Here is a 13,930-nt window from a genome sequence, read left to right as displayed (position 1 = left end):
ATAAACGAATAGCTCTTTTTTTCACTTTTTATTTCTTTATGATGTTAGATTACCTTACATAAAAATTAAAAATTCTGATAAGTAAGCGTTTACATTTGTGTGTTTAAACAAAAACCACTTCTTCGATTCTTCTTTCTAGACAAAGAAATTTCACAAAACTTTCTTTATACTAAAGGTACACAAACGACCAAGGGGGAAATTAATCATGATTATTGGCGTACCAAAAGAAATCAAAAACAACGAAAACCGAGTAGCGATTACACCAGCAGGCGTAGCATCATTTGTTGGTACAGGTCATCGTGTATTAATTGAAAATGAAGCGGGTATTGGAAGTAACTTCACAAACGAAGATTATGTAAAAGCTGGAGCTGAAATTGTTGAGACAGCAGCTGACGTTTGGGCACAAGCCGAAATGGTTATGAAAGTAAAAGAACCACTAGCAAGTGAATACGGCTATTTTAGACCAGGTCTTATCTTATTCACATACCTTCACTTAGCAGCTGAACCAGCACTAGCAAAAGCATTAAAAGATAGCGGCGTAACAGCCATTGCTTATGAAACAGTAGCAGTAAATCGTACATTGCCTCTATTAACGCCTATGAGCGAAGTAGCAGGACGTATGGCTGCTCAAATCGGTGCACAATTCCTTCAAAAATCAAACGGTGGAAAAGGAATTTTACTAGCGGGTGTTCCTGGAGTTAGCCGCGGAAAAGTAACGATTATCGGAGGCGGCGGTGTTGGTACAAATGCTGCAAAAATCGCAATCGGTCTCGGTGCTGATGTAACAATTATTGATTTAAGTCCTGAACGCTTACGTCAATTAGACGATATCTTTGGCAACCAAATCAATACGCTAGTGTCAAACCCTTATAATATTGCGGATGCAGTAGCGGAGTCAGATTTAGTGATTGGCGCAGTATTAATCCCAGGTGCAAAAGCTCCAAAACTAGTAACAGAAGAAATGGTGAAAACAATGAAGCCAGGTTCTGTTATTGTTGACGTAGCAATCGACCAAGGTGGTATTGTTGAAACAATCGACCACATTACAACACACGATCAGCCGACTTATGAAAAGCACGGCGTTGTACACTATGCAGTTGCAAACATGCCGGGAGCAGTTCCTCGCACATCAACGATTGCTCTAACAAATGTAACGGTACCTTACGCACTTCAAATTGCTTCTAAAGGTGTTCACAAAGCAATCGCTCAAAACGAAGCGTTAAAATTAGGAGTGAACGTTGCAAACGGAGCCATTACGTACGAAGCAGTTGCACATGATTTAGGTTATGATTATGTATCAGTAGACGTAGCTCTTGAAAAAGAATTAGCTTCTATCTAATAAAAAGTGAAAAACGTCCTTAACCCGCTGTTAAGGGCGTTTTTATTTTGCATGAACAACAATTAGCTATAAAAAACACGACTATTTAAAGCTTTTTGTATCTGTTCACTGGTAATCTCCGGTACTATTGGCCAGAATTCAGGAGTAGGAAACATAAGGTTACTAGGCGTTTTATTATGATTTCCATCTAGTTCATGAAAAGGTTCTGGATCATCCGTCTCGTTAAATCGATTCGTAATAAACATAAAATGACCCAATTCATGTGCGAGAAGATACTCATCTGTACTTGCATTTGTCATAATAATAAGCGGAAAAGAGTTATAAGTTACAGCGAGAGTAGATGAATAGTCAAAATTAACAGGCCCAAATCTATTTCCATTCATGTAAAATACATACACATCAGCATTTTGACAAACCTTTCGGCCAGTTTTAAGCATTGCTTGTACCATTGTAAGATGACTAGCCCCTCCAACTGGAAAATTTTCCGCATTACTAACAATGCCACTGATGTTTTCCAAAAAAACAACTGAACGTGTAATAGTAAATGTAACACCTTGGATTAATCGGTTTTTCTCATATTGTTTCCATATTTTATTAGCAGCCGCTATGTCTCTTTTTACACGATTGGGAACTATAGACTGATTATCTTTGGAGTTTCGATCAACTTTAGCTCCTGGTAATACAATTATACAAACATTTAAAGTGCCTGCCTTAACAGTTCTGAAGTGATCGTTTGTTAAATTTGAATTCATATAATAATCTTTGTGGTTTTTTTTGCGAGGTTGTGATTTATTGAAAGAATACGAATCGTCTTTATAACTGTCATGATTAGAATGTTTTTTTATGTGAACCACCCTTTCTTAAGTTTCTCTTTATTTTATTCATGAAAAGAAAGAGTGCTTGTACCATAAGGTAAAAGAGGCTAAGACAAAAGTATACACTTACGATTCATACAGTTTTTAGAAATTGAATATCTACATTAAAAGCGATAAAATATAAGAAAAAGTGAATGGAAGAAATTTATCTAAAACACATTGGGCAGCTAAAACCCGACCGGTGGAAGTTTTACTCTATTTTCTCTATGAACTTAAAATACGGGAGGATTTTTTATGACAATGAACAAAGCATTAACCATTGCTGGTTCTGACAGCAGCGGCGGAGCTGGCATTCAAGCAGATTTAAAAACATTCCAAGAACTTGGTGTTTACGGAATGACAGCTTTAACAACAATTGTAACAATGGATCCCGATAACAGCTGGTCTCATAACGTATTTCCACAAGAAGTTTCAACTGTTGAACAACAGTTGAAAACAATTGTAAAAGGCGTAGGCGTACAAGCTCTCAAAACAGGTATGCTTGGCTCAGTGGAAATTATTGAACTAGCGGCAAAAACAATTGAAGAATATGATCTAAAAAATGTCGTAGTAGATCCTGTGATGGTATGTAAAGGAGAAGACGAAGCGCTTCACCCTGAAACAACTGTCAGCTTGCGTGATGTACTAGTTCCAAAAGCAACAGTGGTAACGCCTAATTTATTTGAAGCTAGTCAATTAAGCGGACTTGGTCCTATCAAAACGGTCGATAAAATGAAAGAAGCGGCCGTGAAAATTTCTGAACTTGGTGCCGAATATGTATTGATTAAAGGCGGAAGTAAATTAGAGCACGAAAAAGCAATCGATTTACTTTATGATGGAAAGACGTTTGAAATCTTAGAGTCTGAACGTATTGAAACGACATTTACACACGGTGCTGGATGCACATACTCAGCTGCGATTGCTGCTGAATTGGCAAAAGGCAGTGACGTTAAACAAGCTATTTATACAGCAAAAGAATTTATTACAGAAGCAATTCGTCATTCGTTTGCTTTAAATCAATACGTTGGACCAACAAATCACAGTGCGTACCGTCGTAAAAAAGAAAAAGTAACAAACTAAAAAGCATGCCTAAAGGCATGCTTTTTAGTTTGCTTATTGTTTAACTGTTTCAAGCGCATTTAAAATAGCTTGAGCTACGCCGTGCTCGTCATTTGTTCCTGTTACGATATGGGCAAACTCTTTAATTTCTTGAGGTGCATTTCCCATCGCTACAGCACGTCCAACTCTCTGAAACATTGATACATCATTATAATTATCTCCAATGGCCATCGTTTCTTCTAAAGAAATATGGCGTTCTTGAACAAATGATGTAACTGCAATTCCTTTTTGAGCATTTTCATCATTTATTTCAATATTTTCTTTACCAGATGCACTGACTGCAATCGAATCTAACTTCACAAGTTCTATTTTTGCCTGTTCTAACTTTTCTTCGTCAAAAGAGAAAGCCAGCAGCTTATAAATGTCCTTGTTTGGATCTTGAAACAACGCTTCATACTCTTCAATAAGCTTTACTCTGCCGCTATTGAAACGCTCTTTTGCCGCTTCTAACGATTTTTCATAATGATCTTTTAAGCTAGCGCTTAAATAAATATCCATTAATACCGACAAAGCTTTTTCATAGTCATTTGAATACGTGCCTTCACTTGTATAGACTTCAAAGTACAGCTGAAACTTCTTAAAAATATCCTCTACTTCGCGAATAGATTCCATCGTCATGCCTACTGAATATTGTTTTTCCCCTTGTGGATTCCGAAGCTCTGCTCCGTTTGCACAAATTAAATATGTATGAAGTCCTGCTTCTTCTAAAACATAGCGGGCCTCTTCATAAGAACGTCCCGTAGCAACAACAACTTCCACCCCTGCCTTTTGAGCTGTCTTAATCGCTTGGGCATTTTCTTTACTTACAACTTGTTCACTATTTACTAACGTTCCATCCATATCGATCGCAATACATTTAATCATGATGTACCCCTTCCTATGTATCTTTGCTCTCTTACTTTATTCTAGCATATGTTTTTTTGCGCTTTGCTACTTGCATGTAAAAGATTTACTAATTTTTTGTATACGCGCTGTTATAATCTGTTCCTTTTCTTGCTTTTTCGAAAACCTCTTTGATCGTCTTTAAATGCAAATCAGCTGTTGAATATACGTGAAAATTCACATCCTCTTCCTTCAGATGCTTACCAACGCCGATAGAAACCATATCTGTTTGATTAATAGCTTTTATACCGGCCTCTCCGTCTTCTATCGCCACACATGCATAGGGTTTTACTTGTAATTGATCGGCAGCTGTCAAAAATATTTCTGGATCTGGTTTTCCCTTCTTTATTTTTCTCACATTCACAATGCAATCAAAAAAAGAACGTATTCCTAGCGAATCTATTACAGTATTTGCATTTGAACTAGAAGAAGCAATCGCCATTTTAATACCTTGTTTTTTACAATCCTCTAACAACAATTGTATTCCTGGAAGTAAGTGACTCTTTGTCATTTCCTTTATTAATGCTTGATAATGCTTATTCTTTTCATCAGCAAGCTGTTCTTTTTTTTCCACTGTGAGACATACGTTGCCTTGTGCAGCAATGAGCTCTACAGTTTTCACTCGGCTGATCCCTTGCAGCTGCTGATTCAGTTCTTCAGAAAATGAAACGTTAAGTTGATCTGCTACTTTTTTATTTGCTTTATAATATAAATGTACCGTATCTGCAATAACACCGTCTAAATCAAAAATAATCGCTTGTAACCCTTCTTTTTTCATATTATCCTCCTCTGCACTTGTCTTTATGCCATTAATTGAATGCTTTGATTACATTCCATCATGTTAAAATACCGTTGATATCGTTCACTTTATCATAAATTTTTTTTCATCATTTATGATTTATGAATAAATTTTTCAAAAAAAGAGAAATTACAGTCTTGCATTATGAAAGCCCTTTTATTACAATAAGGTTATGCAAACGGTTGCACTATCTTAGAAATATAGTTTATCAAAAAATAAAATGAAAACCCATACATAGGGGAAGGGGAAAAACTATGAAAAAGTTCTTTTCATTTGATTTTTGGCAGAAATTTGGTAAGGCTTTATTAGTAGTAGTAGCGGTTATGCCCGCAGCTGGTATTATGATTTCACTTGGAAAGCTAGTTGCAATGACTGGGGGAGACATCACTGCTGTACAAACAATTGCACGCGTGATGGAAGATATAGGCTGGGGTATCATTACAAATCTTCACATCTTGTTCGCTGTTGCTATCGGGGGGTCTTGGGCTAAAGAACGTGCTGGAGGTGCATTTGCTGCACTTATTGCATTCGTTCTTATTAACCGAATTACAGGAGCTATTTTCGGAGTTCAAGCAGAAATGCTTTCAGATCCAAAAGCAACGGTTCAATCACTGTTTGGACAAGAGTTAGTAGTAAAAGACTACTTCACATCTATTTTAGGATCTCCCGCTCTTAACATGGGAGTATTCGTAGGAATTATCGCTGGTTTTTTAGGCGCAAATTTATTCAATAAATATTATAACTATGATAAATTGCCTGAAGCCCTTTCGTTTTTTAACGGCAAGCGCTTCGTACCATTTGTGGTCATCGGTGGTTCAGTTGTAACGGCACTGCTTTTATCCATTGTATGGCCGTTTATCCAAGGTTCATTAAACAGCTTCGGACAGTGGATTGCAACATCTAGAGATACAGCTCCTATTCTAGCACCATTTATTTTCGGAGCATTAGAACGTCTGCTTCTTCCATTTGGTCTTCATCATATGCTGACAGTTCCTATGAACTACACGGAGCTAGGCGGAACGTACAAAATTTTAACAGGTTCTGGAGCAGGTTCCACGGTGGCCGGTCAAGATCCTTTATGGCTTGCTTGGATTGCAGATTTAAATAACTTCCGCGCTGCAGGAGATATGGAAAGCTACAAGCAGTTATTACATGACGTTACACCTGCACGCTTTAAAGTAGGACAGATGATTTTGTCTTGTGCGTCGCTAATTGGAATCGCTTTAGCAATGTATCGTAACGTAGATCCTGACAAACGTTCAAAATATCGTTCAATGTTCCTTTCAGCTGGACTAGCTGTTTTCTTAACAGGCGTAACAGAACCGATCGAATTTATGTTCATGTTCGCAGCACCTCTTTTATATGTCGTATATGCAATTATGACGGGACTGGCTTTTGCCATTGTTGATATTGTTCATGTTCGCGTACACTCATTTGGCGTAATTGAACTATTAACACGTACACCAATGATTATCAAAGCCGGACTATGGGCTGACTTAATGAACTTTGTCATCGCCTGCCTTGTATTCTTTGGCTTAAATTTTGGAGTGGCAAACTTCTTAATTAAACGTTTTAACTTCCCAACGCCGGGACGTAACGGAAACTATATTGATGAAGAAACAACTGCAACAAGCAGCAAGAAGGTAAAAAATGATTCGCTTGCACCAGTCATTATTGGACTGCTTGGCGGAGAAAACAATATTGAAGATGTTGATGCTTGTATGACTCGCTTACGTGTAACGGTAAAAGATATACATGCCGTTGCAGGAGAAAGTGAGTGGAAACAAAACGGAGCCCTTGGTTTAATCTTGAAAGATAAAGGGGTACAAGCTATTTATGGACCTAAAGCGGATGTTTTGAAATCCGACATTCAAGATTTGTTAGGAGCTTAACATAATGAAGCTATTAACGTTAAATTGCCACTCTTGGCAAGAGGAAAATCAGCTAGACAAGTTATCTTGTCTAGCTGAAGTAATTAAAAAAGAAAAATATGATGTCATTGCTTTACAGGAAGTAAGCCAAAAAGTAGACGCACCTTATGTATATGACTACATTCGCAGCGATAATTACGCTTGGCTTTTAGCAAAAGAACTGGGTAAGCAAGGTGAAGACTATCAATTGGTATGGGATTTATCTCATATAGGCTATGAAGTGTATGAAGAAGGAATTGCCATTTTAACGAAACACCCGATTATTGAAGAGCATTCATTTTTTGTTTCACAAACGTCAAATATTGACTATTGGAAAACGAGAAGAATTGTTGGAGCCACAATCGAATATGAAAAAGAACTTCTTACGTTTTATTCTTGTCATCTTGGCTGGTGGGATGACGAGGAAGAGCCGTTCAAGCAGCAAGTTGATACGCTGCTAGCTCATGTACACAAAGATAACCCATTTTTCCTACTCGGAGACTTTAATAATGACGCTCATAGACGAAATGAAGGTTACGACTACCTGTTGAGCCAAGGCCTCTATGATACGTATAATCTATCGAACAAAAAAGACAGCGGTATTACAGTTAAAGGTAACATTGCTGGATGGGATGATAATGAACGGGCACTGCGCCTTGATCTAATTCTATCGAGTCATGCGCAGGATATTCATTCATCAACTGTGGTGTTTAACGGCATACATTATCCCGTTGTTTCCGACCATTTTGGGGTAAGCGTTGAAGTGAAATAAGTAACATAAAGCGAACCAATAGCGTTCGCTTTTTTTCGTGTGATTATGATGATGTGAAAATCATCTTCTTTACTGCTTTATCTATCGTTTTAGAAGTGTCCGATAAACTTTCGCATTTTAAAAAGTAGGTGTGCTATAATATTGTGATGTTGGCGATATGCAACCCATTTTTGCATGTTTATCAATGAAATCGCTCAACTTAATAGTAAGACGATACATGTAAGCTCTATTTAAATGAACACCCGTTGTCATTATCATAAACTAATAAAGAAAAATAGGTGTGAAACAATCATGAAAATTTTGTTGATTTCAAATATGTATCCTTCGGAACAATTCCCGAGCTATGGTGTATTTGTTCAAAACACTGAAAAAATTTTAGTTCAACATGGTATTCAAGTTGATAAAATTGTCATGCAAAAAAAGACAAGTAAATTAAGCAAGCTTTTTAGCTATGCTTCTCATTATGCTAATGTCGTCTTGACGGGCTTGACAAAAAACTACGACTACCTTTACGTACATTATGCATCTCATAATGCTCTTCCGCTGCTGATTCTTAAAAAGCTAAAGAAGAATGTGAGGATTGTGACAAACGTTCATGGTTCAGACGTTGTACCTGAAGTACCTTCACAGGAAAAGTATCAGCCAAGAGTAAATGACTTATTGCAACATTCCACTAAAATTATTACTCCTTCTCCTTATTATAAAGGGCTCGTTGAAGAGAAATATAAGGTTCATAACCCAATTTATATTTTTCCAAGCGGAGGAGTGAATAAAGATCTGTTTCACCCTTATGCAGATAAAAGCAAAGCTTATCAAGAACTAAACTTGGACCCTACTATCCGTTATCTTGGATGTGTAAGCCGCATTGATGTGGGTAAAGGATGGGAATACTACCTGCAAGCAATTGCAAAAGCTGAACAACAAATGCCCACTTCTTACAAATACCTATACGTTGGAAGCGGAAAAGATGAAGCGGCCTTTAAGGAAATGATCAAGACTCTAGGTCTAGAGGAAAAAGTCATCCATTTCCCTCTCCTTCCTCAGTCCTCTCTTGCTTACGTATATAATGCGATTGAAGCATTCGTGTTTCCGACCGTAAGAAAAGGAGAAAGTTTGGGCTTAGTCGGCCTCGAAGCTATGGCTTGCGGAGCACCCGTAATTGGGAGTCAGATTGGTGGTCTAAAAGATTACATTATAGACGGAAAGAATGGTCTATTCTTTGAGCCTAAAAATGTAGAGGAACTAGCTTCACAGCTACAGGCTTTTATTAATCTTCCTGAAGATGTGAAACAGCAAATGTCTCAACAGGCGTTACAAACAGCAAACCGCTACACAGTAGATGTAATTGCTGAACAACTCCCAACAATTTTTTTTGATGAGGTGGAAAAATGAAAGTCGCAGTTTTAATTCCTTGTTATAACGAGGAAGTAACAATTGGAAAAGTAATTGACGATTTCAAACGCGAACTGCCTAGTGCAGATATTTATGTGTACGATAACAATTCAAAAGATCGCACAAGTGAAATTGCACTTGAACACGGGGCAATCGTCAAAAAAGAATTCAAGCAAGGAAAAGGAAATGTTGTACGTTCGATGTTTCAAGAAATTGATGCAGATTGTTATGTCATGGTAGATGGAGATGACACGTATCCTGCAGAATTCGTTCATCAATTAATTGAGCCTATTAGAAATCGAGAAGCTAACATGGTCATTGGAGATCGTTTATCAAACGGAACGTATCTCGAAGAAAACAAACGTGCTTTCCATAATTTTGGTAACAACTTGGTACGTTCTTTAATTAATGGCCTGTACAAAAGTAACATTAAAGATATCATGACAGGTTATCGTGCGTACGATAAATTATTTGTAAAATCAATACCTGTGATGAGCCCGGGATTTGAAATTGAAACAGAGATGAGTCTTCACGCGTTAGATAAACGCTTCCGTCTCAAAGAAATCGCGATCGATTATCGCGATCGACCTGAAGGCAGCGAATCGAAACTTAATACGTTCTCTGATGGATTTAAAGTGTTACGAATGATTTTTACGTTATTTAAAGAGTACAAGCCGCTTCAGTTCTTCTCCATTTGGACAGTGTTGTTTATTGTCGCAGGATTAGCTGTTGGTGCTCCGGTACTTTATGAATTTTTTGATACAGGCTTCATTACCAAAGTACCGTCATCTATCTTAGCAACTGGATTGATGGTGTTAGGTGTTTTATCTTTCGTCTGTGGATTAATTCTAGATACAATCGCTTCATTAAACCGCAAGCAATATGAATTAGAACTAAATAAAAAAATTGAACAGATTGAACAAGTAGGAGAATAACAATGATGAAGAATAAAAAAAGTATTTTACTGCTTACAGTAACAGCTTTAATTATTCTTATCGGTTTAAGTATTGGTAATCCAGACGGTGTTCACTATCTTTCCCTTTTTGCTGCACTTGTATTTACCATCATAAGCTCTATTTTTATTTATAAAAATAGAGCTTATGCTTCATTTAAACCGCTAGAATGGCTATTGCTGATTGTTTTTTCGTTTATCGTACAGTTTTCACTTTTAGATAACTTACATATGACGAGCTCAACTATTTTCTTACTCGTTTTATATGCCATCAGTCGTACTCTATTAGCAATGCTGCTGACGGCCGCTGTACTCAGCGCTATCAAGCAAATAAACGATTTTCACTATACATTTGCACACCCAAAGCGTTACCTAGGAATTGTTACGATTCTTATTTTAGCTGTTAGTCTATATTACTGGTTCGCCTTTTTCCCAGCGGCCATGACTCCCGATTCATTAGCACAGTGGAGACAGGCACATAACGGAGAATTTAACGATTGGCACCCTATTATGATTACGTGGCTGATTATGCTGCTGACAAAAATATGGGATAACCCAGGAATTGTAGCGTTCACGCAAATTGTTGTTGTAGTAAGCATATACGCCTATACGTTTGACTTTTTCATTAAACGCAAAGCACATCCTGTTATGATTGGACTTTTAACAGCTATTATTGTCATTATTCCAAGCTTTTTAATCTTTTCAATTATTATTTGGAAAGATATTTTATACAGTGCTTTTCTGCTGTTTTTTACAGTGAATATTGCAAAAATCTATTTATCAAAAGGTGCTTGGATTAAAAGCAAAGCAAGCTTTTTCTTACTTTTACTTTCCGCATTTGGAGTAGCTTTCTTTAGACATAATGGTTTTCCTGTATTTATTTTGACTTTCCTTTTAATGATCGTCTTATTCAGAAAAAATTGGAAACCTCTTGTCACGATTTTCTTAGTTGTTTTTATTTTACAAAAGATTGTTACAGGCCCTGTGTTCACGTGGCTTGATGTACAGCCTTCGGATCCAAATGAAGCTTTGTCTATTCCAACTCAACAAATTGCAAACATCATTTCAAATGATGGGCAGATGTCAAAAGAAGAGCGTGAATATTTTAATAAAGTGCTCCCTATTGAATTGTGGAAAGAAAAGTACAATCCATATAAAAGCGATCCTATTAAATTCACTTGGAAATACTACGACCGCAAGTTTATTTTTAATGATTTAGGTCTTTACTTTAAGAATTATGCTAGCATTGTTATCAAAAATCCTTATCTAGCAACGGAAGGCTTTCTCAAACAAACAGCTTTAGTATGGCAAATCAATCCTTTTAAAGATGGCTACACAGATACGTATGTAACCAACATTTATTACGGCAATGATTTAGGTCTTAAAAATAAAGTAATTGAGCCGTTTATTACGCATACTGCCAATGCTTACTTAGCTATTTTTAAGCACCCTGTTTTTACATTCTTATGGAAACCAGCTTTTTATCACTGTGTCATTTTATTATTTTCATTAATGCTAGTGATTCGAAGAGGAATTACGTCACTTATTATCGTCATTCCTTGGGCTCTTAACACGCTTTCTGTTCTTGCGGCATTGCCGGCTCAAGATTTTCGATATTTATTAGCAAGCGTATTTGTGTCTTTCTTCTTTATTGGTCTTCCTTTTATCCGATTTGATCAGAAAGAAAAGGATGTGACCCCCTGATGGAGAGCAATTACAACAAAAAGCTAGGAATCACACTCATTATCGTGGCTTCCCTGTTTACAGCTGTTGGACAACTTTTTTGGAAGTTGTCCGAAGCTTCATTTAACTTAAATTTAATTATTGGTTTTTTTCTTTATGGATTAGGAGCCGTTTTTATGATTGCCGCTTTTAAATTTGAAAGAGTTTCCTTACTTCATCCATTTTTAAGCCTAGGATACGTAATCAGCATTGCTAATGGTTTCTTTCTATTAAATGAAACCATTAGCCCTATGAAGCTGGTCGGTACTCTTATTATTATCGTAGGTGTAATTTTAGTAGGTGGCCAAGATGAATAGTATCCCGCTTTTACTTATTATGACCCTTTTAGGTTCAGTTGGAGCTGTCTTTTTCAAGTATATTTCTACGTATTTAAATGAAAAAAAGATAAAGCTAGCGGTTATTTGCTTTGTGGGTGGCGGCCTTTTTTACGGGGCGGCAGCTCTGCTTAATGTGTATGTTTTAACGCTGTTACCTTATTCTATTGTATTTCCGCTCACGTCTATTACGTATATTTGGACATTAACATTCGGTTACTTTTTAATTAAAGAAAAAGTTACAACAAAACAAGTTATCGGCTGTATTCTTTTAATTGTCGGATGCTTCTTTATTGCTAATAGTTGATGAGATAACTTGAAAAGGTAGGAGTTTCGCATGAAAAACTTAAAATTCGCGAGCATTTTACTGCTCATATCAACATTATTTTTGAAATTTTCTAGTATGATTCGTGATTTAGTTATTGCTAACTATTTCGGTACAAGTTATATCGTCGATTCATACAACGCAGCAATGATTATTCCAAACGCTTTTATTTTATTTATGTTAACGGGGATGAAGGATGCATTTATTCCTAGTTATTTACGCTATGAAAAAGAAAATAAAGGAAAGGTTCATTTGACTAATATTGTTAAATCAACCTTTCTTATTTGTTTCATTATTTCGGTTCTCGGATCAATTGCTGCTTTCTTTTACTTTCCCGCTTCGTACTCTAATTTTTCCAAAGCAGCAATTGAACTAGGAATTTATACGGGCGTTATGTACTTTTTATCTCTTTCACTAGTTGGAGTGAATGCCGTATACGAAGGTGTATTTGATGCACGAAGCCAATATTCTTTCTCCGTGTTTTCTCAGACGGTTGTTGTACTATTTACGATTTTAAGTACAATCCTATTACATTCAATCATGGGCGGCTATGCAATTGCTCTTGGCTATTTTGTAGGAACAATTGCTTCTTTCTTAATTAAAGTTGTCTATTTTAAACCGCAGCATCTGCTGTTATGGAAGCAAAAAATTGACCGTGATGAAGTAGTGGCTTTTTATAAAGTATTCATCCCTGTCGGTGTGACCATTATGGTCGGTCAAATTAATTTAACTGTAAACTTCTTCTTTGCTGGCTCCTTTGGTGAAGGTGTTATTTCATACTTAAATTACGCCTTCAGACTTGTAAGTATTCCCCAGGCAATATTCGGGGTGACGGTCGCAACCATTATTTATCCACTGATTGCAAGAGCCATTTCTGAAAAAGATGAAGAACGCTTTAAATCAGGAATTGAAAAAGGGATTACGTTTATGCTGATGCTGCTGATTCCAACGATTGTTATTATGATCTTTTATATGAAAGACATTGTAATGATTGCTTATCAGCGCGGTGCATTTGACGCAAATTCAACTTTAAAAACAACGGATGTATCTTATTATTACCTAGGTTCAGTGTTTTTCTATTCGCTGCAAGCTGTTCTTGCAAAAGGATTTTATTCTCTTCAAAAAGGTTATCTTATTATGAGAGCAGGCTTATTATCTATTGTGTTAAATATCATCTTTAACATGATTTTTACTAAATTTATGGGATACCAAGGATTAGCACTTTCCATGTCAGTGGTTGCCTTTTTCTACACGGCCATCGTATTCGTTATGCTGGCAAAACAAGTCAATCACTTCCATTACGGATATCTAGTGAAAGAAACAGGAAAAATTCTTTTAGCTTCCGTACCTGTTGCTATCCTCATGTTCTTCTTGAAGGACATCGCATTTTTGAATTCATTACATGTTATCTTACGATTTGGTATTGTCTGTCTTGCAGGTGGTTTAGTATACTTAATGTCGACGCTATTATGCAGAGTAGAAGGTGTTATGCTTTTAGTTAAAAGAAAACGTTAATTCACGTAAAACAG

13 protein-coding genes are annotated in these 13,930 nt (G+C 36.6%); 10 read left to right on the top strand and 3 right to left on the bottom strand.

What is annotated here, in order from left to right; genetic code table 11:
• Nucleotides 1–205: 205 nt before the first annotated feature.
• On the top strand, nucleotides 206–1,339 hold the full coding sequence (ald, locus tag AC1D0Y_RS17560; RefSeq protein ID WP_013059863.1) for an alanine dehydrogenase: 1,134 nt from the start codon (nucleotides 206–208) through the stop codon (nucleotides 1,337–1,339).
• 62 nt (nucleotides 1,340–1,401) lie between these two features.
• Here the strand turns inward: ald and AC1D0Y_RS17555 are convergent, their stop codons facing one another.
• Nucleotides 1,402–2,091 carry a hypothetical protein gene (locus tag AC1D0Y_RS17555; protein WP_477707822.1) on the bottom strand — a complete coding sequence of 230 codons (690 nt, stop codon included), beginning with the start codon at nucleotides 2,089–2,091 and terminating at the stop codon, nucleotides 1,402–1,404.
• Nucleotides 2,092–2,448: 357 nt separating this feature from the next.
• Here AC1D0Y_RS17555 and pdxK point away from each other — a divergent pair, with 357 nt between their 5' ends.
• Nucleotides 2,449–3,273: a pyridoxine/pyridoxal/pyridoxamine kinase gene (gene pdxK / locus AC1D0Y_RS17550; RefSeq protein ID WP_477707821.1), complete on the top strand. Its 825-nt coding sequence runs from the start codon at nucleotides 2,449–2,451 to the stop codon at nucleotides 3,271–3,273.
• Nucleotides 3,274–3,306: 33 nt separating this feature from the next.
• Here pdxK and AC1D0Y_RS17545 read toward each other — a convergent pair whose 3' ends face one another.
• Nucleotides 3,307–4,176 carry a Cof-type HAD-IIB family hydrolase gene (locus AC1D0Y_RS17545; protein ID WP_060745886.1) on the bottom strand — a complete coding sequence of 290 codons (870 nt, stop codon included), beginning with the start codon at nucleotides 4,174–4,176 and terminating at the stop codon, nucleotides 3,307–3,309.
• An 88-nt stretch (nucleotides 4,177–4,264) separates the two neighbouring features.
• Nucleotides 4,265–4,972 (bottom strand): beta-phosphoglucomutase, encoded by a 708-nt coding sequence (pgmB, locus tag AC1D0Y_RS17540; RefSeq protein ID WP_060745887.1) that lies wholly within the window; start codon nucleotides 4,970–4,972, stop codon nucleotides 4,265–4,267.
• A 275-nt stretch (nucleotides 4,973–5,247) separates the two neighbouring features.
• On the opposite strand from pgmB, the gene AC1D0Y_RS17535 reads away from it, so the two are divergent.
• The 8 genes from AC1D0Y_RS17535 to murJ all read left to right on the top strand — a co-directional run bounded on the left by AC1D0Y_RS17535 (nucleotide 5,248) and on the right by murJ (nucleotide 13,916).
• Nucleotides 5,248–6,885 (top strand): PTS transporter subunit IIBC, encoded by a 1,638-nt coding sequence (locus AC1D0Y_RS17535; RefSeq protein WP_060745888.1) that lies wholly within the window; start codon nucleotides 5,248–5,250, stop codon nucleotides 6,883–6,885.
• A 4-nt stretch (nucleotides 6,886–6,889) separates the two neighbouring features.
• Nucleotides 6,890–7,675 carry an endonuclease/exonuclease/phosphatase family protein gene (locus AC1D0Y_RS17530; RefSeq protein WP_060745889.1) on the top strand — a complete coding sequence of 262 codons (786 nt, stop codon included), beginning with the start codon at nucleotides 6,890–6,892 and terminating at the stop codon, nucleotides 7,673–7,675.
• A 291-nt stretch (nucleotides 7,676–7,966) separates the two neighbouring features.
• Entirely contained in the window at nucleotides 7,967–9,067 is a 1,101-nt protein-coding gene (locus AC1D0Y_RS17525; RefSeq protein ID WP_060745890.1) for a glycosyltransferase family 4 protein, read from the top strand.
• On the top strand, nucleotides 9,064–10,002 hold the full coding sequence (locus AC1D0Y_RS17520; protein WP_013059871.1) for a glycosyltransferase family 2 protein: 939 nt from the start codon (nucleotides 9,064–9,066) through the stop codon (nucleotides 10,000–10,002). The genes AC1D0Y_RS17525 and AC1D0Y_RS17520 overlap by 4 nt, the downstream gene beginning before the upstream one ends.
• A gap of 2 nt (nucleotides 10,003–10,004) precedes the next feature.
• Nucleotides 10,005–11,723 (top strand): DUF6020 family protein, encoded by a 1,719-nt coding sequence (locus AC1D0Y_RS17515; RefSeq protein ID WP_060745891.1) that lies wholly within the window; start codon nucleotides 10,005–10,007, stop codon nucleotides 11,721–11,723.
• Nucleotides 11,723–12,058 (top strand): DMT family transporter, encoded by a 336-nt coding sequence (locus AC1D0Y_RS17510; RefSeq protein WP_252284511.1) that lies wholly within the window; start codon nucleotides 11,723–11,725, stop codon nucleotides 12,056–12,058. Before AC1D0Y_RS17515 ends, AC1D0Y_RS17510 begins: the two co-directional genes overlap by 1 nt.
• Nucleotides 12,051–12,383: an EamA family transporter gene (locus AC1D0Y_RS17505; protein ID WP_060745892.1), complete on the top strand. Its 333-nt coding sequence runs from the start codon at nucleotides 12,051–12,053 to the stop codon at nucleotides 12,381–12,383. Before AC1D0Y_RS17510 ends, AC1D0Y_RS17505 begins: the two co-directional genes overlap by 8 nt.
• Before the next feature lie 30 nt (nucleotides 12,384–12,413).
• Nucleotides 12,414–13,916, top strand: a complete 1,503-nt coding sequence (gene murJ, locus AC1D0Y_RS17500) for a murein biosynthesis integral membrane protein MurJ (protein ID WP_060745893.1) — start codon at nucleotides 12,414–12,416, stop codon at nucleotides 13,914–13,916.
• Nucleotides 13,917–13,930: the final 14 nt, after the last annotated feature.

Source organism: Priestia sp. P1_B12_1, assembly GCF_056406695.1.
Note: the sequence above shows the minus strand (reverse complement) of the source record. Positions and strands in the feature narration are given on the sequence as shown.

Coding starts and splice junctions, on each gene's coding strand:
- AC1D0Y_RS17505 (WP_060745892.1), top strand. CDS start 12,051: ATGAATAGTATCCCGCTTTTACTTATTATGACCCTTTTAGGTTCAGTT.
- ald (WP_013059863.1), top strand. CDS start 206: ATGATTATTGGCGTACCAAAAGAAATCAAAAACAACGAAAACCGAGTA.
- AC1D0Y_RS17545 (WP_060745886.1), bottom strand. CDS start 4,176: ATGATTAAATGTATTGCGATCGATATGGATGGAACGTTAGTAAATAGT.
- murJ (WP_060745893.1), top strand. CDS start 12,414: ATGAAAAACTTAAAATTCGCGAGCATTTTACTGCTCATATCAACATTA.
- AC1D0Y_RS17515 (WP_060745891.1), top strand. CDS start 10,005: ATGATGAAGAATAAAAAAAGTATTTTACTGCTTACAGTAACAGCTTTA.
- AC1D0Y_RS17535 (WP_060745888.1), top strand. CDS start 5,248: ATGAAAAAGTTCTTTTCATTTGATTTTTGGCAGAAATTTGGTAAGGCT.
- AC1D0Y_RS17520 (WP_013059871.1), top strand. CDS start 9,064: ATGAAAGTCGCAGTTTTAATTCCTTGTTATAACGAGGAAGTAACAATT.
- AC1D0Y_RS17510 (WP_252284511.1), top strand. CDS start 11,723: ATGGAGAGCAATTACAACAAAAAGCTAGGAATCACACTCATTATCGTG.
- pdxK (WP_477707821.1), top strand. CDS start 2,449: ATGACAATGAACAAAGCATTAACCATTGCTGGTTCTGACAGCAGCGGC.
- AC1D0Y_RS17525 (WP_060745890.1), top strand. CDS start 7,967: ATGAAAATTTTGTTGATTTCAAATATGTATCCTTCGGAACAATTCCCG.
- pgmB (WP_060745887.1), bottom strand. CDS start 4,972: ATGAAAAAAGAAGGGTTACAAGCGATTATTTTTGATTTAGACGGTGTT.
- AC1D0Y_RS17555 (WP_477707822.1), bottom strand. CDS start 2,091: ATGAATTCAAATTTAACAAACGATCACTTCAGAACTGTTAAGGCAGGC.
- AC1D0Y_RS17530 (WP_060745889.1), top strand. CDS start 6,890: ATGAAGCTATTAACGTTAAATTGCCACTCTTGGCAAGAGGAAAATCAG.